Genomic DNA, 22,959 nt, shown 5'->3' on the forward strand with positions numbered 1-22,959 from the left:
ATTACTATTGGATCTTCTTATTGGATAAGCGATAATATTTCTAAATGCGTTCTGTGATGGGTATTAAAATTGCTATTGACTCCTGTATTAAAGGTTGATGTAAAAGCGGCTGGGTTGATAATGACTAATCGTGCAAATCACTTAGTGGGGCTGTTGGTAAACTTAACAATTAAATATCATTAAAAAGAATAGGTAAACCAGAGGACATAGGTGAATTAGTTTTAGTAATTATCAAAATCAAATTTTAACAGTCTCGGGCTAAGAAGTTTTGGATTGATTATCAATTTATTATGCGCATAAAAAAATCCCGGCTATAAATAACCGGGATTCAGGTAGAGGAGACTGATAACTAGTCGCGGCCAGAAAAGGCGCTTAATATGTTAAGCAAGCTCACAAATAAGTTGTATATTGAAACGAACAGACCTACCGTAGCTGAAATATAGTTTGTTTCTCCTCCATGGATAATCTCACTGGTTTGTAGCAAAATTAATCCGGAAGAAATTAGGATAAAGGCGGCTGAAATAGCGAGTTGTAATCCGGGAATCTGAATGAAAATTCCTGCAATCATTGCTAATAATGCTACCATTACACCAACAAAAAGGAACCCGCCAAGAAAACTAAAATCTTTTCTTGTAGTAAGCGCATAACCTGATAATGCAAAGAAAATCATACCAGTTCCGCCTAATGCAGTAGCAATTAATTGCGGCCCATTTGTAAAACTACTAATGTAAAAGTTTAGTACTGGACCAAGTGTATAACCTAAAAATCCAGTGAAAGCAAAAACACTTACCAAGCCCCAAACGCTATTACGCAGTGCTTGAGTTAAAAACATTAACCCATAAACACCAACTATCATAAGTATGGGGTTCATCGGCCGAGCACCGCTTGCAAGGGAGATGTAGGCCATAAACGCACTGAAAAAAAAGGTTAGGCTAAGTAACAGATAAGTATTTCGCAATACTTTGTTGCTTGCGAGCACAGATTCATTACGTCTCGTTAGGACAGTAACATCATTTCGGTTCATTGTTTAGATCTCCTCTTTATGTATATATTTAGTCTAGCATATCTAAGGGAAAGTTTCCCATATTTCAAGTCTAAAACCTATTATTTTTGTTTTAAATTCAACAATACTTCTTTAAGGCATGTCAACACGCCTAAGTATCATAAGTAAAATTTTAGGACTTCTTTAAGTAAGTCATTGATCAGGGCGATCTAATTTTGCGCTCGACAAGATTAAGTGGATAGATTGGTACAATAAATTGTCCTCCGGATAATAAAATATAAATTCATGTACGAGGGATAAATCTAAAGAAGCAGCCCTCGGCTTTTCTATGTTTTACATTATTGTATCCTATGTCTACAATAGGCATTAGTTCGACAGTTTGATGACATAAATTGGGGATTTATATGGCACGGGCAGCATTAGTACAAATGGTTTCGTCAGCAAATGTCACTGATAACTTGCAACAAGTGGAAAAACTGGTTTTGCAAGCACGCGAGGATCAATCTGATCTCGTTCTTTTGCCTGAAAATTTTGCATTTATGGGGCTGCATGAGTCGGACAAACTACAGGTAGGAGAAGTCTATGGCCAAGGCCCAATTCAAAAAAAAATTAGCCAACTCGCAAAGCAGTTAGGTGTATGGATAATTGCCGGGACTATTCCTCTGAAAAGTTCGGGAGCTAAGGTTCGAGCCAGTTGCCTTGTTTATGATGAACGAGGAAAATGCGCCGCACGTTATGATAAAATTCATTTATTCGATGTCCAGGTATCACCTCATGAATCTTACCTGGAATCCTCATCTATTGAGCGCGGGTATGAGCTTGCCCTTGTTGATACGCCAATTGGAAAAATAGGTTTAACTGTTTGTTATGATTTACGTTTCCCTGAACTTTATCAACAACTAATGTTTCAAGGATCCCAGTTGTTTACAGTTCCCTCTGCATTTACAGCAGCAACAGGCTTGGCGCATTGGGATACATTATTACGGGCAAGAGCCATTGAAAATCTATGTTATGTCTTGGCAGCGAATCAAGGTGGGATACATGAAAATGGACGAACTACTTATGGACATAGCATGATTGTTGATTCTTGGGGTAAGATACTTGTACAAAAAGAAACCGGATCTGGTATTGTTACTGCAGATATTGATTTAAAAAAACAGCAAGAGTTACGCCAAAAGTTCCCTTGTTTAGACCATCATGTATTAAACTTATAGATATAGGGTCTGCTTAACACAGCGTAATTGGATAAATATTTTATATGGGTAATTAAATGACAGAAGCACTGATTACAGCGAAAAAAGTTTTATTGGCTCCTGCGGCTTTGGATGAGACAGGGATTGAAAAATTATTTAAAACCATGATGAACCATCATATTGACGATGCAGATCTTTATTTTCAAAGCTGCCAATATGAGTCTTGGTATCTAGAGGACTCAGTCGTGAAAAGTGGTAGTTTTTCTTTGGATAAAGGGGTGGGTATTCGTGCTGTTAGTGGCGATAAAACAGGTTTTGCCTATTGCGATGATATTTTACTGCCCTCAATGCTGCGAGCAGCTGATGCGGCACGATCCATTGCACTAACTGGCTCCAGGCCAACTCAATCCATTCATGTAAAAAGTGCTGCGATAAGCCGTTATCAAGGTTTAAACCCGATGGAAGGTATGAGTAAACATGAAAAAATCGCTTTATTAGAAGCAATTGATAAAGAAGCACGCCGGATTGATCCTCGCGTCATTCAAGTAAATGCTGCATTAAGCGGCTGTTATGAGGTTGTGATGGTAGCGGGGATGCACGGACAGATGATCGCGGATGTTAGGCCATTAGTAAGTATCAATGTAAGCGTCATTGTGGAGGATAAACAAGGAAGGCGAGAATCTGCTCGTTCTGGAGGCGGTGGTCGAGTAGCCTACTCTTATTTTCTTGAAAAAGAAAATGCTTTAAGTTATGCACGTGAAGCCGTACGTGAAGCCTTAATTAATTTGGAAGCTCGACCTGCACCCGCAGGAACTATGCCCGTTGTACTAGGTCCTGGTTGGCCAGGTGTTTTATTACATGAAGCAGTAGGGCATGGATTGGAAGGTGATTTTAATCGTAAGGGATTGTCTGCATTTTCAGGGCGTATTGGTGAACAGGTTGCTGCACCAGGAGTTACCGTAGTAGATGATGGCACTTTAAAAGACAGGCGAGGTTCAATAACTATTGATGATGAAGGAACTCCTTCGCAATGTACCACTTTAATTGATAATGGTATTTTAGTGAATTATATGCAGGATAAACTGAATGCCAAATTGATGGGTATGAAATCTACAGGTAATTGCCGTCGTGAATCCTATGCCCATGTGCCTATGCCAAGAATGACAAATACTTATATGTTAGCTGGTTCATATGATCCTGAAGAAATTATTCGCTCAGTTAAACGTGGTTTGTATGCAGTTAATTTTGGCGGTGGGCAAGTTGACATTACCTCTGGCCAATTTGTGTTTTCTGCGAGCGAAGCTTATCTTATTGAAGATGGGAAAATTACTACACCAGTTAAGGGAGCTACATTAATTGGTAATGGTCCTGATGTGATGAAAAAAATCAGTATGATAGGAAATGATTTAGGATTAGATCGTGGAATTGGTGTTTGTGGAAAAGAAGGACAGTCCGTACCAGTTGGTGTAGGGCAACCAACGCTAAAAATAGATGCCTTGACAGTAGGTGGTACCCATTAATTAACGTTTACTTATTGGTTTTAAGTTGATTGTCTTGTTGGGCTCAGGCCCAACGATTCTATGTAGTCTTCGTATTCGGAACCGAGTGGTATTGGGCAAAATATATTTAACTTCTTGAAATAACATGCATCAGCACAACATGGTCTTGAGTCAAATTCGAAAATGAGTCAAAAATAATATTTATCCTGGTACTATTTATCAATACAATTTAACCTGTCAATTTATCAAGCAAAGACCCAATTTCAAAAAGACGCTCCTCGGCAGATGTGCTGTCGAGGGTAAAACGTAAGCATTGAGGCCCATCCATTTTATACCTTTTGGCATGTACCTGTATCAAACTGATTAAAACGCCAGTGTCGATAGTTGGGGTATCACCAAATTCAATTTTACCTTGCTGGGCTCCAGCGCTGATTTTTTGAATCCCCATTCTTTCTGCTTTTAATTTTAATTCAGTAATCAATAATAAATGTTTCACTTGTTGGGGGAGCAGTCCAAATCTATCAATGAGTTCAATTTGCAAATCGTGTAATTGCTGAGTATTTTTTGCATTTGAAATTCGTTTATACATGATAAGCCGATTATGGACGTCAGAAATATAATCCTCAGGAATTACTGCACTAATCCGCAAGTCGATCTCTGGGCCTTGATACATGGGAGCGGATAATTCAGGTATTTTCCCGGCTTTTAAATCATTTACGGCTCTATCAAGCATCTCCATAAATAAATTAAATCCTATGGCGTGCATGTTACCACTTTGTTCTTCACCTAAAAGCTCTCCTGCGCCACGAATTTCCAAATCATGAGTCGCTAAAGTAAAGCCTGCTCCTAAGTCTTCTAAAGATACAATTGCTTCAAGGCGTTTTACAGCGTCAGAAGTCAAGGACTTTTGGTTGGGCGTAAGCAAATAGGCATAGGCTTGATGGTGGGAGCGTCCTACACGCCCACGTAGCTGATGAAGTTGTGCCAGGCCAAATTTATCAGCTCTATCAATAATAATTGTATTGGCCGTGGGGATGTCGATTCCTGTTTCAATAATTGTTGTACATACCAAAACATTAAAACGGTGATGATAAAAGTCAGACATCACGCGCTCTAACTCACGCTCACGCATTTGCCCATGAGCACTGCGAATTTTAGCTTCTGGAACTAAACTTTGCAGGTCCTCACAGATGCGCTCAATGGTTTCGACATTATTATGTAAGAAAAATACTTGGCCACCTCTTAAAATTTCTCTTAAAATGGCTTCACGAACAATAGGATCCTTTTTTTCCTGCCAAAAGGTTTTAATCGCTAAACGTTTTGCAGGGGGGGTAGTCATTAATGATATATCGCGAATCCCTGCCATAGCCATATTTAATGTCCTGGGAATAGGTGTGGCTGTCATCGATAAAATATCCACGTGGGTACGTAGCGCTTTGATATGCTCTTTTTGTTTTACCCCAAAGCGGTGCTCTTCATCAATAATGAGAAGTCCCAGGTTTTTAAAAGCGATACTGCTTTGAAATAGTTTATGTGTTCCTATAACGATATCTACAGTACCTGATTTTAATCCAGCAAGTACCGCTTCACTTTCTTTGTTGGATCGGAAACGCGAAAGCAGCTCGATATTAATAGGGAAATCAGCGAACCGATCCCTAAATGATTCAAAATGCTGCCCGGCCAAAAGTGTGGTCGGTACCAGGACACACACTTGTTTATTGCTTTGAACGGCCACAAATGCCGCACGCATAGCTACCTCAGTTTTACCAAAACCCACATCGCCACAAATTAAGCGATCCATGGGCTTCGAAGACTCCATATCTTTGATAATTTGTTCAATTGCGTTTAGTTGATCTGGAGTTTCTGTAAAAGGAAAACCGCTTGCAAATTTAGCATAGTCACTGTGATCGACTTGATATTGATGTCCCGGTTGTGCTTCTCTTTTGGCGTAGAGGTCAAGTAATTCAATCGCCACATCATGGATTTTCTCGGCGGCTTTTTTCTTTTCCCTTTGCCATTGATCGCTTCCCAATTTATGCAGGGGTGCATGCTCACTATCTACACCAGTATAACGGCTGATGAGATGAAGGGATGTCACTGGAACATAAATTTTGTCTTCTCCCGCATAGGCGAGAACTAAAAATTCGCTAGCCATTCCGTTGGACTCAATATGCTGTAATCCTTGATAACGTCCAACACCAAACTGCAAATGCACTACAGGAGAGCCGATACGTAATTCAGCCATATCACGAATAATCAGGTCTGGATCAACCAATTTTTGTGAACTACGTCTTTGTGGTGTGCTGTGCTCTCCAAATAATTGTGATTCAACAATAATCACAATATTATTCTGGATTAACTCACATCCGTAAATGAGCTCTCCTGTGGTTATATTGAGTTTAGCTGTATCATGAATAAAACTATCCCATGAGGACTGTATTTTAGCAGTAAGCCCACTTGGTTTTAGCAGATCAAGTAATACTTCACGTCGTCCAGCACTTTCAACCACAATTAGGTAGCGTCTGGAAGAGTCAGAGCAATAATCACGCAGCTGACTTAAAGGTTCTTGGGTTTTCCTGTCAATCGGTAATTGTGGGCCAGGAGCAACCTCAAAATTAACTGCACCCTTTTTATCTGAGGCATGATGAAATAAACGTAATTGTTGATAAGTATTTGCCAAGGTTAAAAGTTCATTAGGATTAATAAAACAGGTCGATGGAGATAAAATAGGCCTGCTAATGTCGTATCGTCTTTGTTCGAACCGTTCATTTAACTCCAGCCAGAATTGCTCTGCTTTATCTTGAATATTTTCAATGAAACATACCTTGGCCGTGCTTGGAAGATAATCAAAAAAAGTCACTGTTTTATCAAAAAACAAAGGAAGATAGTATTCAATACCAGAAGGGAATTGTCCCTCACTGATTGCTTCATAAATCGGACATTGGCTTGGGTTTCCAGAAAATAACTCTCTAAAAGCGCGCCGAAATTTGAGTTGGCTTTGTTCGTTTAAAGGAAATTCTCGCGCGGGTAATACATTGATTTCTTTAATTTTTTCTATGGTACGCTGCGTGTCAGTATCAAATTCTCTTAAACTTTCAATTTCATCATCAAAAAGTTCGATACGAAAGGGTAAACCTGAGCCCATGGGATATACATCAATTATTGAACCCCGTAAGGCATACTCACCATGCTCGAGTACTTTGTTGACACAATGATATCCGGATTGCTGGAGTTGGTTGCGAAAAGCATTTAGGTCTAATTTCTGCCCTTCTTTAAGCATTAATGCATGTTGATTCAAAAACTCAGGGGGACATAACCTATGCATCAAGGTACTTGCTGAAGTGATAATAATTGCATCAGTCACTTGTTGAATACGACTTAAAGCATACAATCGTTCAGAAATAATATCCTGATGTGGGGAAAATTGGTCATAAGGCAGTGTTTCCCAATCAGGAAAAAAAAGTAATTCTTGAGACGAAGCCGTATTAAGAAAAAAAGTTAACTCTGCTTGTAATTGATTAGCGCTCAGATTGTCTTGTGCGATCAAGAGCTTAATTCCAGATGTTTGTTGGCAATACTCTGCCAGTGCAAGTGCCAGGCTACTGCCATGGAGCTGTCCCCATGTTTGTTTGGCTTGTGGTGGTTGGAAGAGTAGTGTACTTATGGGCATAGCTTGGTTAATCGGCTGACAAATCACTTATTATACCTGATAAGTTGCTTAGGTTGTATCTTAAAGTTGTCGATTAGTAGCGATTTTGAAATCTTATATCGATATACGTATTCCGACAACGAAACTTGAATAGTCCCGTTAATCCTACCCACATTTTTTTATATTTAAATAGTAAATATGTTTAGTATTAATTTTAGGAGCCATATTATGCCAAGAGACAGCGTCAATACAGAACAATATTTAGTAATTAGGAATTTAAACAATTACCTTAAATATCATGATCTGCCACTCAAAGTAGTTGAAGATGGAATCTGCCATGCATTATCTACCTTATACATTCAATATACATTAGAGGGAAAAGAGAAGGAGTTTGAAAAGCTTTTATCGTTTATAGCCCAAGAAATTCCGGTGGATAGCAATGAGTTTCCCGATGCAGAACTATTTATTTTGGTTGAAAAAATAATCGCGTTACAAGAGGGGAAAAGCACCCGTAATAAATACAGTCAATCTAACTTCCATGAACAGTTACAGGTAAAAAGACAAAATTTGGAGTCAGTTTTTCAAATGGGCCTTCAAACCAATCTTGATAACTGAGCCCAAATAGCAAAAGATGTCAATTTAAGAGACAATGAAGTAATGCGTGTCAGTACATTAGAGCATACTATTGCAATTGCACGGGATAAAAAGAGCCATTATAAAGTATATGACCCAAATAATTCAAACATAAATCAGAAATTCCAAAATAAACAGGAAATGGTCCGGTGGTTATCCAAAAAAGCATTTAATTTCTCTTTAGTTTCATCGGGCTCCGACAAGTTGGACATGAATATAAGTGTCATTAGTCATCAGCCAAGCCCAATGGATAGAAATTTTCCCGATAAAAATGATCTATTGGGCAAATATATAACACCAGAGCAAAAAAAGCTCGATGCCAAGCTTGGCGGTGGTTTGCACTTTGCGATGAAGTTTGATGATGCTGAAGCTGCTAGGTATATTTTATTAAGAGATAGCGAAATGGACTTAACCCTTTTAGACGATCAAGAAATTGGACGTATTGCATTATGTGCGATTGCTCGTGATACAGCCAATGCCCTAGGTGAGCTCATTGACCTAGTGAAAGATGAAAAAATGAATGTTCTTGAAGCGGCCTTTTGGTCCGCATTGTCTTCGGGTAGTGCTCGATGCATAGATAAATTTTTGAAAAATGCCCATATTTCCGAAGTATAAAATGATTGCATAGAATTTGAATGTAAAAAACTCTACAAGGTGTGTTTACAGGGATGAATGAGCAGTTAATTGATAAAGTAGTGAAAGATGTTTTGGAACAGAAAGGACATAAAGTATTTACCCCTGAACTTGTATCGGAGTTGATAGAAATATCCGTAGAAAAACAAAATGCTCATGCTATAAGTCTTCTTGCTAAAAAAATAGCCAATTTTGATCGAATAATTTCTAGTAATAATCGTTTAGGGTTTTTAAAGGAAGCTATAGAGAATAATGATCCGGTAATGGTTAGATCATTAATCACTAATCTCAATATATCATCAGATGAATAAAACTGCTTAAATATGGGGTTGTTGGTAGTTAACAAATATAATGTTGAAATTTTTATCACTTCAAAAGAGAGTGGCTATCAATTTACTCCAGAAGCAGAGGAGTTAATTGAGCGTAAGCAAGCACGAAGTATTGGGATTTTGCAGCGTTTAGGTATTGCGTTTATACGTTTTTCAGAATTTCTTACCAATCAAAACAAGATTCAAGTAGACAATGATAAAGTTAATGAATATTCACCAAAGGTTCCCGAGCAAAAAAAACAGTGATTGTTTTTGCCACTGATGATGAAAGAGATGATGATGAATTGACCGTTGAGGCTAAATCTTTAAAGCAGAATGTCCCTTTTTTTAAGGAGTTCAAAGAAAGGTTTCATTCTATTATTTCATCCTCAAAGGAGACTGAAACAAAAACTGAGACTAATGAAGCATCAATTAATATGACTCTTTAATTAAATGGCGAGTCATTAATTTTGATTTCGAAATAGTTTAATAAGGTAATAACTTCAGGGAATGAAAAATGTGCATTTTTGATTCTATTTTCGTTTGGATTAATACCGTAGTTAATCGCGTTTGTGAAATCAGCGGAAGTTAAATTCGTATGCACAAATAAACTATCGAGTAAATCAGTACCTGTAAAATGAGCATGGCTTAAATTGGTTTCTCGAAAATCAACTTCATGAGCTTTACACTCTTCCATCTGCAGATCAGCAAGTTCTAAACCAAAAAAACTGGAATGACTCACATTGCTATTATAAAAATAGAGCGGGCTTGTAAGTTTGACTAGAGGCCAGTTCAACTCCGTCCAATTGATTCCAATGAGTTTTGAGTGATTAAAAGAGACCTCTGAAAATTTGCAATTTGGAAATTTTGAGAGGCTAAGATCACAGGATTCAAAATCACAATCAATAAATTTGGTATGAGTAAAAATTGTCTCAAGGAATTTGCATTGTTTGAATCGGCAATTTTCAAAAGCAACAAATTCTATTTGACCTTTTTTAATAGTTACTTGTGTGAATGTCTGTTCAATATATGTCTTTGCATGAAATGTGTGTGTCATTCATTTGCTCTAAATGAGTTTGAGGTCTTATATGATACTTAACGTCGGTTTGGGGATAAAGACTCATTCTTATCTTGGCTCATTTGAATTAGGAAGGTGCGACTTTGTAGGGAGGATTATTTTGGATAAATGTCTCTCGAGCTAATCAAAAGGAAAATAGTTCAAGTCAAGACTGTTTTTTTTATTTTTGTTTGTATAAAATAGCTTTCGCTAAATTCTCTTCATGCCACACACCTGTGGATATTTTTTCAAGTAAAAGCCGCAATTTACACTTAATTTTTTAAGAGTCATTGTTTTATCTAGATTTTTCGTCAATTTCATAGCAGTTTAATATTGTAAGTTATACACATTTTCTGTGGATAAGTCTGTTTATAGGTTGTCAAATATCTTGGGGTAATTCAAGATTAAAGAGATGAGGGATTATTTCCCAATGTGCTTTTTCATGACGAATGTGAGTTGTTATGAAAGGTTTATTGATTTTTAGAGTTTTCGCTTTGTGCGTAGTAAAATCAGGCTCTCTTACCCCAAAATGTATGTTCATTTTATATGAAGCGATAACTTAAGCGTTGTTTGATGTTTCAGTATCAATAAGCTCTAATTCATCTAATGCTATATCTACAGATTCAATTTTTTGGAAACGTGATGTAATCTTCTTGGCTGAAGTATTTACTTCACTAACATCCTGATGTGCTAAATTAATATGTTTGGACAATTTATCCATTCGTTTTTCAAAGCGCTGGAAATCATCTGCAAGTGCTTGTAAATGCTTTTGGATAATATGGACTTGTTTACGTGTGGCATCATCTTTGAGTACCGCTTTAGCGGTAGTTAACACGGCCATCAAAGTGCTTGGAGAGACAAGCCAAACCTTTAGTCTTTGTGATAGGGCGATCAAGTCTGGATAATTTGCGTGGATTTCAGCGAAAATAGATTCAGCAGGAATAAACATCATAGCTCCGTCAGTTGTTTCATTAGGAATGATGTATTTATCTGCAATATCTTTAATATGCTTTTGAATATCCTGTCGAAATTGTTGTTGTAAGGATTTTCGTTCCATTGATCCTGGATCGATGACGTTAATAAGACGTTGATAGGTTTCCAGGGGAAATTTAGCATCAATAACTACGTTTCCAGAGGGTTCAGGCAAGAATAAAATACAATCAGCCCGTTTTTGATTGCTCAATGTATATTGCATTTGAAAGTGATTGGCAGGAATCATATTACTGATGAGAGTTGAAAGCTGTACTTCACCAAAAGCTCCGCGTGCTTTTTTGTCAACCAGTACATCTTGTAGGCTTACGACATGATTTGATAATTCAGTGATTTTCTTTTGTGCTTCATCAATAATAGTCAATCGTTTGACCACATCAATAAAAGTGGAGGAAGTTTTTTCAAAGCCTTCGGTTAGTTTATGATTGACTTGTTGCGTTAAACTGTGAAGGTGATTGCGAATTTCTTCAGTCAGTAATTGCAAGTGAGAGGTAAGTGCACTGGCATGCTGTTTAAAACTATGGTTTATTTGTTCACGAACATCCGTCATTTGCTTTTGAACTGTATCATGGATGAGTTGTTGTGTTATTAATTGTCCTTGAGCAATTTTTCCACTAATATCGAGGTGTATTTGATGTATTTCTGTAGTAAATGTGCTGAGAATTTTCTCCTGATAGTGTTCATTAAGACTCTTTAATTGATGTTGTTTTATTAAAAGCCATACTACGATTAAAAACTGGAGGGCTAAAGCACATGCTATGCCCTCAATTAAGGGTATTGATGATAAAAATTGCATTCATTAGTCCAATACTTGACTGAGTTTAATCGGAAGATCGTGCTGATAAACCGGTTTTAATTGCCCATAATCGGTTAAATGTAAATAACCCACTGAAAGCAGATCCTCTGCTAATTGAGCGGAATTGTCAAAGCTAAAGTGAATTATTTGCCTTCCTGGCTCTAGCCATAATGCGCTTTGGGCTGTTTCCACTGGAATATTTTCACCTGCTGCATTTTTTTTATAGAGAACGCTTTGTAATGCATAGCGACTCGCGGTGGCAATATCTGCAGTTACAGCGAAAGTTAACGGCTTAGAAGATGTTTTTTTAATACTGACTAATCCTGCAGAAGGTATGGAATAGGAAAATGCGGCACGTCCTGTGCGATGAGTAGGACTATTGTCCTCAAGCTCGCTTGTCACATCAACTTCTATATACCAATTATCACCACGTGTATTGATATCTGAAAGTAAATGTGCACTGGCTTCATATTGATTGCGTTTTATTTCTTTTAATTTAAGAGAAATAGCTTGATTATTAGGACCAATTAAAGTGGCATTAATATCATCTATAGGATAAGAGGTCTCGTTATCTTTTAAAGTTATGGTTGCATTAAATTGATCTCCATATTGATACTGTAATGCAGCAGGCTCGATTTGTAGATAGATTAACGAATATTTTTCAAAAACATGAATCAGATAAGCGCTTGACTCATTGGGAGACTTGGTCGTTTTGCTTTTGATGATGAAATTGCCCATGCCTAATTCCGGTTTGATTTGCAGCATCGTCTGATGTGCCCCCATTTTTAGTGACTCATCAATGGCTTCATCCTGGCTGTATAAAGACGATGCATCTTTCAAGCTCACGAATGGATTCGAAGCACTTTTAAGCTCTAATGCAGGAATAGCTTTATCTTCTAAAGGTATAATACGCATTACGGCGCCTGGGGCATGAATAGGTAAGGTAACTCCTTGTTCTAGTTGTGCTGCTGTTACTTTCTTAATGTAGCTGTAGCTTTTTTGAGCATTGCTGCTTGGGGCTTTCAAAGGAGCCTCAGTAGTTTGCCAGCTGTCTTTTAGATTTTCATGAGATAAATTAGCACATGTCTCGCAATCATAAGATTTGATTGGATGTTGAGGTAAGTTGTATGCATTTAGCTGAACACAATATAACAACGATAATAAAATAAGTTTAGTCTTCATTAAGCAGCTCCTTCTGAATCAATGACAGAGGTAAGTATCTTTTCCAAACCAAAACATGAGTGTCTGCTCTGATTATGGCTTAAGGTTAAATGATCCTCTAATTTATCTTTATCATAAAACCAAATTGAGCCGGCAACTGCTTGTGAGCTGCAATTTAAAAAACCATCAGCGCAACTATCTAAATAGAGTTTGGCTATTTTTAGGCCACTGTTAAGAATATATCCATTACAATAACTGGATGAATTCAAAGGAGATGCTATAACATCGGTACCTACAACAGACTTAAAGGGTTTAGGTAAGGAAGGGCGATTTTTTGTACCAAACAAAAGCTCTTCATTATAAATGTACATATCACCAATACGCTGCTGTTTTATAGCATCCCCGGTATAGCCTAATAACCAGCTTAGGCTGGCCTCAAAAACTCCACCATTAAGCAAGGCATCAGCGAGTGGAGTTCCTCCACTTGATGGTGCTAGAGCAATAACTTGATCGATTTTGTTTTTTAACTGAAGGTAGCGACTGTCATAGGTGGGGTTAGAAAGAATCCAACGAATGACATTTCCACCATTAGAATGGGTATATACGATTAAAGAGCTAATATTTTTATCTGCTATAAAATTCAATAATTGATCTGCTGCGCATCCAGCTGCATCTTCATCCCACATATACTTGCTGAAATCGCAGTGCACCACGTAATAGTTCTCGGGGTTTGGAAGTGCTTGGGTGAGACTCTGGATAAAGTCTGTTTTCCAGTAAACTCCTTCCGCATCATCACGATGATCTTTGGTGCCATGGACTAATGCAATACCTAAATTGCCACCAGGCTCTGGAAGCGAATAAACCCATGAAGAAAATAGAAGAAAATACAAAGTAAATATAAGACGTTTAAAATCCATTTTATTATCCTAGATTATATTAAATCAACATGTATCTATAGCATATTTTTTAGTGATAAACTAATGTTTTTAAGATAATTATAAGTATTGATTTATGCTTTGTAGTTATGTTTTAGATGGATGGCAATGAATGATTATTGATGAAATAAAGGAACAAGCGGCTAGACTAAAAGATAAGATAAGACAGTATGATTATCATTACTATGTACTGGATGAACCTTTAGTACCTGATGTTGAGTATGATCGATGTTTTCGTGCTTTACAAAATTTAGAAGCGCAGCATCCTGAATTATTGACTGCTGATTCACCAACACAACGTGTCGGAGGTACTCCCGCAGATGCTTTTGCTCCCGTAACCCACAGACAACCTATGTTGTCCTTGTCAAATGTTTTCAGTGAAGAAGAGTTACAGGCATTTGTTAAGCGAGTCACTGAAAAATTAGATGAGCCAGCTCAGCAATTAGTTTTTACGTGTGAGCCAAAGTTGGATGGTCTTGCTGTAAATATTACTTATGAAAATGGAGTATTGGTTTATGCAGCCACTCGTGGAGATGGGACTACAGGTGAAAACATTACTGCCAACATTAAAACGATTGCAGCAATACCTTTAGTTTTAAGAAGCAATAAGCCGCCTCGTTTTATTGAAATACGTGGCGAAGTATATATGCCAAAATCAGGGTTTGAGCAATACAATAAAAAAGCCAAAGAATTGGGTGAAAAAACCTTTGCGAATCCACGTAACGCAGCTGCTGGAAGTTTACGGCAATTGAATCCTGCAGTAACGGCAAATAGACCATTGGCGATTTATTGTTATGGTATTGGCGCTTGTGAAGATTATCGTTTACCAAACACTCATTGGGAGCAATTGCAATTACTAAAAGAACTTGGTTTTAAAGTTTCTTCTGAATCAAAAAGGGAAGTGGGAATTAAAGGTTGTTTGGATTATTACTGCAACATGCTCGCCAGGCGTGACCAACTTCCTTTTGAAATCGATGGTGTTGTGTATAAAGTGGATAGTATTGCTTTACAACAGCAATTGGGTTTTATTTCCCGAGCCCCTCGTTTTGCTTGCGCACATAAATTTCCAGCTACCGAAGAAATAACAGAGATTTTAGCCGTTGATTTTCAAGTTGGGAGAACCGGGGCTTTAACGCCCGTGGCTCGTTTAGCGCCAGTAAATGTTGCTGGGGTTACGGTGAGTAATGCCACGCTGCATAATATGGATGAAATTACCAGAAAAGATATTAGAATAGGGGATAAAGTGATTATCCGTCGCGCTGGCGATGTCATTCCTGAGGTGGTTTCAGTTGTTTTAGAACAACGACCCGCAGATACTAAGGAAATTTGTTTACCTCTGAAATGCCCTGTTTGTGATTCTGATGTCGTTCGTGAAGAAGGTGAAGCGGTTGCCCGGTGTATTGGTGGTTTGTTTTGCAAAGCCCAATTAAAAAGAATGATGTGGCATTTTGCCTCACGTAAGGCAATGCATATTGAAGGATTAGGTTCGGTTTTAATAGAACAATTGGTTGATGAAGGTATTGTACGGCATCTCCCTGATCTTTATCGGCTTGACGTTTCTACATTGGCAAATCTTCCGCGTATGGGTGAGAAGTCTGCAAAAAACTTATTACAAGCCTTAGAACATAGCAAAAAGACCACATTAAGTCGTTTTCTTTATGCTTTAGGAATTCGCGAAATTGGTGAGGCAAGTGCTCGGGTGTTAGCAGAGCATTTTGGAGATATTGAAGCAATTTCAAATGCAACAGAAGCAGATCTCATGAGTTTGGAGGATATGGGGCCTGTTGGCGCTGCAAATATAGTCCATTTTTTTGCACAAACTCACAACCTGCAAGTGATTCAACATTTGTTAGAACTTGGAATTCATTGGCCAAAAATTGAGAAAAAACAGCAAAATAAGGAGCACCCTTTATTTGGAAAAACTGTGGTACTCACTGGAACTTTAAATACACTGAGTCGAGAAGAGGCTAAAGCGAAATTACTCATCTTGGGTGCCAAAGTAAGTGGTAGCGTATCGGCAAAAACAGATTATGTGATTGCTGGCATTGAAGCAGGGACAAAGCTTGATAAAGCAAATAATTTAGGGATTTCTATCTTGGATGAAGAACAATTTCTTCATATGTTATAAATTAACATGACCTTAGGACAAGGATTTTAGTTGAATCGCATACATCGAATAATTTTCATTATTCTGTTTTTTAAAAATCTAGGCTGTGTCTATGCATGGCCTGGGGTTTTAAATAATCCTTATCCACAAAGTGAAGCCAAAAAGAATATTTATTACTCTTCTTTTTCGGAACAACCTAAAACATTGGATCCTGCTCTTTCTTATTCTTTAAATGAATATCTTTTTATTGCTCAAATTTATGAACCTCTATTGGAATATGACTATCTATTAAGGCCTTATCAATTAACTCCGTTAACAGCAACACAAATGCCACAACTAAGGTATCTGGATGAAGAAGGAAATGTACTCTCTGCAAAAAGCCAGGTTACCCCGAGTTATAGTGTTTATACTATTAAGATTAAAAAAGGAATTTATTATCAACCACATCCTGCGTTTGCCAAAGATGAAAAAGGGGACTACCGTTATCATCATTTATCAGAAGACTATTTAGATGATGCAGAAATTCATCAGCTGTCAGATTTTAAATATACAGGTACTCGAGAGTTAATTGTTGATGATTATATATATCAAATTAAGCGCTTAGCTAATCCAGCAGTAAGTTCGCCAATATACGGGCTTATGGGCAATTATATTGTTGGATTTGAAAAATACGGACAGACCCTTCCTAACACCAAGCATTACATTGATTTGCGTCGCTATCCCCTGGCGGGCATTAAAAAACTCGATGATTATAGGTTTGAGATTACTTTAAAGGGGGTATATACACAGTTTTTATTTTGGCTGGCTATGAGTTTTTTCGCACCTGTGCCCTGGGAGGCGGATCTTTTTTATTCTCAACCAGGGATGGCAGATAATAATATTACACTAAGTTGGTATCCAATAGGTACTGGTCCTTTCATGCTAGTTGAAAACAACCCTAATCGGAGCATGGTATTACAAAAGAATCCTAACTTTCGGGAGATGTACTATCCCAGTCATGGTTCTGAAATAGATAGGAAATTAGGGTACTTAGATAATGCAGGCAAGCGCCTTCCTTTAGTGGATCAGGTAGTTTTTACCTTGGAAAAGGAGTCTATACCTCGTTGGAATAAGTTTTTGCAAGGTTATTATGATAATTCAGCAATTGGCTCGAATAGTTTTGATCAGGCTATCCATATTAATCGACATGGTGATGCAACCCTAACTCGAGAAATGCGTAAAAAGCATATGTATTTAACACAAACAGTCCAGCCTAGTACTTATTATATGGGCTTTAATATGCTCGATAGCGTTGTTGGCGGTTTTAGTGAACGTGCTCGTAAGTTAAGGCAAGCCATTTCTATTGCCGTAAACTATGATGAAGAAATAGCAATTTTTTTTAATGGACGAGGACTCGCTGCACAAGGCCCAATACCACCAGGTATTTTTGGCTATAAAGAAGGTAAAGATGGAATTAATCCTTATATTTATCAATGGGACAATGACGAAGCGATACGTAGGCCGATTAGTGATGCGAAACAATTAATGATTGAGGCAGGTTATCCTGGGGGTATTGATCTAAAAACAGGCAATTCATTGATTCTTCATTATGATGTAACCTCGTCGGGAGGGCCAGAGGATAAATCATTATTTGATTGGATGCGTAAGCAATTTGCAAAAATTGGTATTGATTTGAATGTAAGAGCAACTTTATATAACCGTTTTCAAGAAAAAATGCGTACTGGAGAGACTCAGATATTTAGTTGGGGTTGGGTGGCCGATTATCCGGATCCAGAGAATTTTTTATTTCAATTATATGGAGGTAATGGCAAGGTCAAATTTGGTGGTGAAAATGCTGCTAATTATGAAAATCCCGAGTTTGATCGTTTATTTAATTTAATGAAAAATCGAGAAAATGATACACAAAGGCAGCAGCTAATTGATGCTATGGTGAATATTGTAAGACATGATGCTCCCTGGATCTGGGGTATTAATCCTGAAGAGTTTGTATTATCCCAAAGTTGGGTCTCCCATATTAAGCCTAATGCTATGAGCTATGGAACTTTAAAATATACAGCGATTAATGTAGTCAAGAGAAATACATTGAGGCAAGTTTGGAACCAGCCTGTTCTTTGGCCTTTGGGTTGGTTATTTTTGCTTCTTTTGGTTTTGATTCTGCCTCTGGTGATTGCTTATCATAAAAAAGAGAAACAACCTGCAAAAAGGATTTAATATATTATGATTAAGTATTTGTTGCGTCGAATTACTTATTCAATTCCCATTCTGGTGGGGATAAATCTACTGACTTTTATTTTGTTTTTTATGGTGAATACACCTGACGATATTGCGCGTATGCACTTGGGACAAAAATATGTAGAACAGCAAGTGATCGATGATTGGAAAACGACACACGGCTATAATTTGCCCTTATTCTACAATGGGCAAAAAAATGGAATGCAAAAAATAACAGAAACTTTATTTTTTCAAAAATCCATGCGACTCTTTACGTTTGATTTTGGTATTTCTGATGCGGGACGAGATATCAGTGAAGACATTACTTATAGAATGTGGCCAAGTCTTTCAATTGCGTTACCGGTTTTATTTCTGGATATCATCAGCAATATTATTATAGCTATGGCTATGGCATTTTTTAGAGGGACATATCTTGATCTAACTGGTGTCATCATTTGTATTATTTTAATGTCAATTTCAAGTTTGTTTTATATTATTGGAGGCCAATATCTTTTTGGGAAGTTGCTGCGCTTAGTACCTATTTCAGGTTATGACGGAGGTTTTGATGCATTGAAATTTGTTATTTTGCCAATTACCGTCGCGGTACTTAGTGGTTTAGGAGCAGGAGGACGTTGGTATCGAACTTTATTTTTGGAAGAAATCAATAAAGATTATGTCAAAACAGCTAGAGCAAAGGGATTATCCGAACAAAGAGTGATGTTCGTTCACGTGTTAAAAAATGCTATGTTGCCTATTTTAACTGGGGTTGTTGTACTTATTCCCTCTTTATTTATGGGGAGTTTGATTCTAGAGTCATTCTTTGGTGTGCCTGGATTAGGTAGTTATACGATTGATGCAATCCAGCAGCAGGATTTTGCTATAGTAAGAGCAATGGTTTTTTTAGGGTCTATTCTTTACATTATGGGGCTGGTTCTGACTGATTTTTCTTACATGCTCGTAGATCCGCGTGTAAAATTATCGTAATTTATTGATAGATGGCCACAAAATTTAAATACGAATGATTTAGCAGTTACTTGGAACCGTTGAGTAAGAGGAGGGGCAAAGGTTGGTAGCTAGCGAATTTATGCTTGGTTCAAACAGCGTTTTACACTTCGTGCTTCTTCAGCACTGTTACCCAGCCCGAAAGGATCTGGAAAGGCCCGATTATATATAATCCCTATCCAATACTCACGTTGATTTAATATAAGACTATGAGAAAAATCAAAAAACAAGGAACAAAATGACCGTTGAATTTTTATGGACAGATAAATGTTTTCTTTCTTTATTAGTCTTAAGCATCTGGGTTATTTTATTGAGCTTGCGTAAGCAACATGTTAGACGTTCTTTTTCTATTATTTTGCATCGACCAATTGCAGTAAGTGCGGGAATTATCCTTTTGTTTTTTATTGCAATTGCTGTGTTAGACTCTATTCATTTAATGCCAAAGAACCATCAAGCAGAAACACCAAGCACCGTTCTGGATAATATTTTAGCTCCTATCGATCAGATTACAGAAAAAACCTATTCAGCTCCATTGGCTTTAAGGCAGTTTGTCAGTGAAACTATTCTAATTAATGGAGTGGTCAAGCAAATATATCCTCCGCTTATTTATTCTGCCAAGATAAAAACTGAAAAGGAGAAAAAAAAGCTTATAGTAAATACACTTATTCAAGCGTCGCAATGCAGCATTTTTTTAATTCTTTTAAGTGGTCTAGGATTAATTGCCATAAGATTTAGTCTGGGGTTAAATCTATTTACTATAACTTCTACAAGCTTAAGTACACTAATTACATTAGGTCTACTTACCTTTTTTGTGGTATTTGGATATGAGTTATCACGAACATTTCATGTATTAGGTACGGGACAAATTGGACAAGATATATTTTATTTCACCATTAAAAGTATTCGTACTGGATTAGTAATTGGCTTTTTAACCACATTATTTATGTTACCATTAGCTTTATTTTTAGGAGTTGTAGCCGGATATTTTGGTGGTTTGGCTGATGATGTGATTCAGTATCTTTATACTACACTAAGTTCTATTCCGGGAGTTTTATTAATTACTGCATCCGTTTTGTCGTTACAGATATATATTGCTAATCACCCAGGACAATTTGTTACCTTAGCCCAACGTGCAGATGCTCGGTTGTTAGCTCTTTGTTTCATTTTAGGCGTAACGAGTTGGACGAGTCTATGCAGGCTTTTGCGTGCTGAAACTTTAAAATTACGTGAAATAGATTTTGTTTTAGCAGCACGTGCCTTGGGATCCAATTGGTTTACTATTGTTCGTAAACATTTACTGCCTAATGTCATGCATATTGTGGTGATTACTTTAGTATTGGATTTTAGCTTTTTAGTCATGGCTGAAGCATTACTCTCTTATGTAGGGGCAGGCGTCTCACCAATGACGATTAGTTGGGGAAATATGATTAACAGCGCACGTCTTGAGTTGGCGCGTAATCCGGTTATTTGGTGGCCTATGTTTGCTGCATTTCTTTTTATGTTTTTATTGGTGCTGGCGATAAACTTATTTGCCGATGCCGTGAGAGATGCTTTTGATCCTCATCAATCTCATGTTTGAGCTGATGAGGAGATTGCTTATGGACTTGAAAAAGAGAGAGCTTCCGGTTCTTTATCTTTATTGATGTCTTTTCGAGATTCTACGATAGAATTGAATTCTTTTTTGAAGTCATAGAATGCTTTATTTGCTTGTGCTGACTGTGGGAATTGTTGATAAGGTTTTTCTTCTTTAGACATTGGTTCTTCAGTTGACAAGGAAGAAAGCTCTGGGTTTGAATGAATAGACTCAACTAAAGAAGCATCTTTCATCTCACTTTTATCCTCCTCCTCGTCATCATCATCTTCAAATTGAATAACGATATTTTTTTTAGCTTTTCGTTCTTCAGTATCCTCTTCTTCATCAAATTGAATAATAATTGGCGAGGAAGATAGATCTGGGGTTGACTGGTCATGCCCCACTGGAGTTGGGTTTGTCGTGTTCTTTAGTCTAATTTCTTCAGTTTTTCTTAGAATATGACGCTTTAAAAACTCCGAAAAACTCATTAAAGCAATTCCAAACTGAGCCAAAACACCTATTTTAAGAGATTCTTTTTTATCCATTAAGTTTTTTGCAGTTGTTGAAAATTCCATCCCATAAGTTTCCAGCGTCCTCAACAAGGTTATATCCGTTTTATTTACAGCAGATAAGCTCAAAGAAATGGTGTTTATACATTCATGGTCTTTATCATTGTCAGTTTGAAAATTAAATTCTTCGAGCAAGGTGCGTACCATCCCGGGATTGTTGTTTTTAATGGATTGAGCCAGATAGTCAGGATTATTCTTTAAGTTTTCTATTAAATCTTTACCTTGAGGGTAGGTTTTAAGCTTCTGGCATAATACTTCAAGTGCTTTCGGATTTTGGCTATTGATTGCTCGCAGAAAAATGTCTTCCTCCGGATTGCCAATCATTGTTTGCAACGCCTCAAAGATCTCTTGAATTTCTTTTTCACAAAAAATATCATCCAATGCTTTTGAGATGACATCAGGATTACCACCTTTCAGACTTAAATTTAAAAAATCACCAGGAAGACGTTTTAAAAAAGCCTGATAGGCTTCGTTTATGGATGGTTCCTCCAGGAGCGTTTTAAGCATTTCAAGTGAGCCGAAAGAAATTCCATTGTTAACCAATGACTTTTTGTCATTTACTGTAAACTTGTCCCCCATATTTTTTAAAGAAGTAACAAGTGATGGCAACACGTAAGAATTACCATATTGAATGGTAAGGATAGCTGCCTCAAGGATATCCTCTTTAGGTGGGTTTTGATTCAACAGTAAATCAACAGAATCCTTATCGCTAACTCGTGCAGCAAAAATAAGACTTGTTTCTGTATAGCCATCTTTTTTATAAGAAACTTTATCTTGATCTTTAGAAAAGAATTTTTCATAAAAACTATCTTTGGAAGGAAAAGAGCGCATATCTGGATTTTTTATGCTTACTATATTAAGACTCAATCCTAAGCAATTATCTTCTTCTTTATAGCGAAAGGTCGTATTTTGTAAATACTCCATCATTTCTCTTAGATTATCCGCAGAGAACTCCTTGTAGAGCATTGGGTTATTGGGATCATAAATTTTATAAGTAGAATCACTTTTGATGATAGAGATACCATGGCGGGTACTCCCAACCAGCATTACTTCATCATTTTTTAGGTCAAGTTCTTGAAAAATAGAAGCCCAATTCTCTGGTGTGGTGACCATGCCTAATTTATACATCGACTTTATGGGTTTTGAGTCTTTACCTATAAAAAATTGCTCATAAGATTCTGCGTAGCTTTTAGCGTAGCGGTGATCTTCTCTTGGATTATGAACCTCGATAAGATTGGTGAGAAAATTATAAATTTTTTGATCTATTTCATTTTCATTACGTAAAGAAATTTCTGGTTCCCCAGCTAATAATTTAAGTAATTCTTCAAATTCCTTTTCTTTCCCGTCTAGTATGTATTTTGCGTGTAAAATTGAAAGGCCACGGCAAATACCGCTTGTATTTACTCGAATAGGTGTTGGATGTTCTTCTAAATAAGCATTAATAGTTTCTATTATATTTCCTTGCCAAATACTCATAAAAGGCTCCTAAAATCAGTAGACTCATTATTTATATTTAAATATAAAAAAATTATGAGAAGGTTAATGTATATAGCCAAATTCCGTTGTTGGTATACATATTTCGTTAAAAGTTAATGCTCTTAGTGATTGCTATCGAAAAACTGCAAGGGATCACTAGAAAC

At 37.1% G+C, this 22,959-nt stretch carries 17 protein-coding genes; 10 read left to right on the forward strand and 7 right to left on the reverse strand.

What is annotated here, in order from left to right; all coding sequences use genetic code 11:
• Positions 1-349: 349 nt before the first annotated feature.
• The gene (locus EKG34_RS16640; protein ID WP_003636844.1) at positions 350-1,024 is read right to left on the reverse strand and encodes a Bax inhibitor-1/YccA family protein; all 675 of its coding nucleotides are present in this window, start codon (positions 1,022-1,024) and stop codon (positions 350-352) included.
• Positions 1,025-1,407: 383 nt separating this feature from the next.
• Between EKG34_RS16640 and EKG34_RS16645 the strand changes: the two genes are divergently transcribed.
• A complete protein-coding gene (locus EKG34_RS16645) occupies positions 1,408-2,217 on the forward strand; it encodes a carbon-nitrogen hydrolase family protein (protein WP_003636845.1) in 810 nt (269 codons plus the stop codon).
• A 56-nt stretch (positions 2,218-2,273) separates the two neighbouring features.
• Positions 2,274-3,716 (forward strand): metalloprotease TldD, encoded by a 1,443-nt coding sequence (gene tldD / locus EKG34_RS16650; RefSeq protein ID WP_003636847.1) that lies wholly within the window; start codon positions 2,274-2,276, stop codon positions 3,714-3,716.
• Between the two features lie 208 nt (positions 3,717-3,924).
• Here the strand turns inward: tldD and mfd are convergent, their stop codons facing one another.
• Positions 3,925-7,365, reverse strand: coding sequence for a transcription-repair coupling factor (gene mfd / locus EKG34_RS16655; protein ID WP_003636848.1), 3,441 nt, complete (start codon positions 7,363-7,365; stop codon positions 3,925-3,927).
• Positions 7,366-7,572: 207 nt separating this feature from the next.
• On the opposite strand from mfd, the gene EKG34_RS16660 reads away from it, so the two are divergent.
• Genes EKG34_RS16660 through EKG34_RS16675 form a run of 4 tightly spaced genes read left to right on the forward strand, consistent with a single transcriptional unit; the run spans position 7,573 to position 9,185 of the window.
• A complete protein-coding gene (locus EKG34_RS16660) occupies positions 7,573-7,959 on the forward strand; it encodes a hypothetical protein (protein ID WP_003636849.1) in 387 nt (128 codons plus the stop codon).
• Between the two features lie 42 nt (positions 7,960-8,001).
• Entirely contained in the window at positions 8,002-8,592 is a 591-nt protein-coding gene (locus tag EKG34_RS16665) for a hypothetical protein (protein WP_012979213.1), read from the forward strand.
• 53 nt (positions 8,593-8,645) lie between these two features.
• On the forward strand, positions 8,646-8,921 hold the full coding sequence (locus EKG34_RS16670) for a hypothetical protein (RefSeq protein WP_003636852.1): 276 nt from the start codon (positions 8,646-8,648) through the stop codon (positions 8,919-8,921).
• A gap of 12 nt (positions 8,922-8,933) precedes the next feature.
• Positions 8,934-9,185 (forward strand): hypothetical protein, encoded by a 252-nt coding sequence (locus tag EKG34_RS16675; RefSeq protein ID WP_003636853.1) that lies wholly within the window; start codon positions 8,934-8,936, stop codon positions 9,183-9,185.
• Between the two features lie 178 nt (positions 9,186-9,363).
• Here the strand turns inward: EKG34_RS16675 and EKG34_RS16680 are convergent, their stop codons facing one another.
• The 4 genes from EKG34_RS16680 to EKG34_RS16695 all read right to left on the reverse strand — a co-directional run bounded on the left by EKG34_RS16680 (position 9,364) and on the right by EKG34_RS16695 (position 13,839).
• A complete protein-coding gene (locus EKG34_RS16680; RefSeq protein ID WP_003636854.1) occupies positions 9,364-9,975 on the reverse strand; it encodes a pentapeptide repeat-containing protein in 612 nt (203 codons plus the stop codon).
• Positions 9,976-10,534: 559 nt separating this feature from the next.
• The gene (locus EKG34_RS16685) at positions 10,535-11,761 is read right to left on the reverse strand and encodes a DNA recombination protein RmuC (protein ID WP_012979211.1); all 1,227 of its coding nucleotides are present in this window, start codon (positions 11,759-11,761) and stop codon (positions 10,535-10,537) included.
• A 3-nt stretch (positions 11,762-11,764) separates the two neighbouring features.
• Positions 11,765-12,943, reverse strand: coding sequence for a DUF4785 domain-containing protein (locus EKG34_RS16690; protein ID WP_003636857.1), 1,179 nt, complete (start codon positions 12,941-12,943; stop codon positions 11,765-11,767).
• A complete protein-coding gene (locus tag EKG34_RS16695; RefSeq protein WP_003636858.1) occupies positions 12,943-13,839 on the reverse strand; it encodes a hypothetical protein in 897 nt (298 codons plus the stop codon). Before EKG34_RS16695 ends, EKG34_RS16690 begins: the two co-directional genes overlap by 1 nt.
• Positions 13,840-13,969: 130 nt before the next feature.
• Between EKG34_RS16695 and ligA the strand changes: the two genes are divergently transcribed.
• From ligA to EKG34_RS16715, 4 genes are all read left to right on the forward strand, one after another.
• Positions 13,970-15,985: an NAD-dependent DNA ligase LigA gene (ligA, locus tag EKG34_RS16700; RefSeq protein WP_012979210.1), complete on the forward strand. Its 2,016-nt coding sequence runs from the start codon at positions 13,970-13,972 to the stop codon at positions 15,983-15,985.
• A 30-nt stretch (positions 15,986-16,015) separates the two neighbouring features.
• Positions 16,016-18,175, forward strand: a complete 2,160-nt coding sequence (locus EKG34_RS16705) for an ABC transporter substrate-binding protein (RefSeq protein WP_003636860.1) — start codon at positions 16,016-16,018, stop codon at positions 18,173-18,175.
• Between the two features lie 6 nt (positions 18,176-18,181).
• Complete coding sequence (locus EKG34_RS16710; RefSeq protein ID WP_003636861.1) at positions 18,182-19,159, forward strand: ABC transporter permease; 978 nt, start codon at positions 18,182-18,184, stop codon at positions 19,157-19,159.
• 256 nt (positions 19,160-19,415) lie between these two features.
• A complete protein-coding gene (locus tag EKG34_RS16715) occupies positions 19,416-20,756 on the forward strand; it encodes an ABC transporter permease (RefSeq protein ID WP_012979209.1) in 1,341 nt (446 codons plus the stop codon).
• A 17-nt stretch (positions 20,757-20,773) separates the two neighbouring features.
• Here EKG34_RS16715 and EKG34_RS16720 read toward each other — a convergent pair whose 3' ends face one another.
• Positions 20,774-22,795: a hypothetical protein gene (locus EKG34_RS16720; protein ID WP_012979208.1), complete on the reverse strand. Its 2,022-nt coding sequence runs from the start codon at positions 22,793-22,795 to the stop codon at positions 20,774-20,776.
• Positions 22,796-22,959: the final 164 nt, after the last annotated feature.

The sequence above is a fragment of the Legionella longbeachae genome, from assembly GCF_004283175.1.
GTDB lineage: Bacteria > Pseudomonadota > Gammaproteobacteria > Legionellales > Legionellaceae > Legionella > Legionella longbeachae.

Coding starts and splice junctions, on each gene's coding strand:
- EKG34_RS16695 (WP_003636858.1), bottom strand. CDS start 13,839: ATGGATTTTAAACGTCTTATATTTACTTTGTATTTTCTTCTATTTTCT.
- EKG34_RS16675 (WP_003636853.1), top strand. CDS start 8,934: ATGGGGTTGTTGGTAGTTAACAAATATAATGTTGAAATTTTTATCACT.
- EKG34_RS16715 (WP_012979209.1), top strand. CDS start 19,416: ATGACCGTTGAATTTTTATGGACAGATAAATGTTTTCTTTCTTTATTA.
- EKG34_RS16720 (WP_012979208.1), bottom strand. CDS start 22,795: ATGAGTATTTGGCAAGGAAATATAATAGAAACTATTAATGCTTATTTA.
- EKG34_RS16685 (WP_012979211.1), bottom strand. CDS start 11,761: ATGCAATTTTTATCATCAATACCCTTAATTGAGGGCATAGCATGTGCT.
- EKG34_RS16710 (WP_003636861.1), top strand. CDS start 18,182: ATGATTAAGTATTTGTTGCGTCGAATTACTTATTCAATTCCCATTCTG.
- EKG34_RS16690 (WP_003636857.1), bottom strand. CDS start 12,943: ATGAAGACTAAACTTATTTTATTATCGTTGTTATATTGTGTTCAGCTA.
- EKG34_RS16680 (WP_003636854.1), bottom strand. CDS start 9,975: ATGACACACACATTTCATGCAAAGACATATATTGAACAGACATTCACA.
- EKG34_RS16640 (WP_003636844.1), bottom strand. CDS start 1,024: ATGAACCGAAATGATGTTACTGTCCTAACGAGACGTAATGAATCTGTG.
- EKG34_RS16670 (WP_003636852.1), top strand. CDS start 8,646: ATGAATGAGCAGTTAATTGATAAAGTAGTGAAAGATGTTTTGGAACAG.
- EKG34_RS16645 (WP_003636845.1), top strand. CDS start 1,408: ATGGCACGGGCAGCATTAGTACAAATGGTTTCGTCAGCAAATGTCACT.
- EKG34_RS16665 (WP_012979213.1), top strand. CDS start 8,002: ATGCGTGTCAGTACATTAGAGCATACTATTGCAATTGCACGGGATAAA.
- mfd (WP_003636848.1), bottom strand. CDS start 7,365: ATGCCCATAAGTACACTACTCTTCCAACCACCACAAGCCAAACAAACA.
- tldD (WP_003636847.1), top strand. CDS start 2,274: ATGACAGAAGCACTGATTACAGCGAAAAAAGTTTTATTGGCTCCTGCG.
- EKG34_RS16660 (WP_003636849.1), top strand. CDS start 7,573: ATGCCAAGAGACAGCGTCAATACAGAACAATATTTAGTAATTAGGAAT.
- ligA (WP_012979210.1), top strand. CDS start 13,970: ATGATTATTGATGAAATAAAGGAACAAGCGGCTAGACTAAAAGATAAG.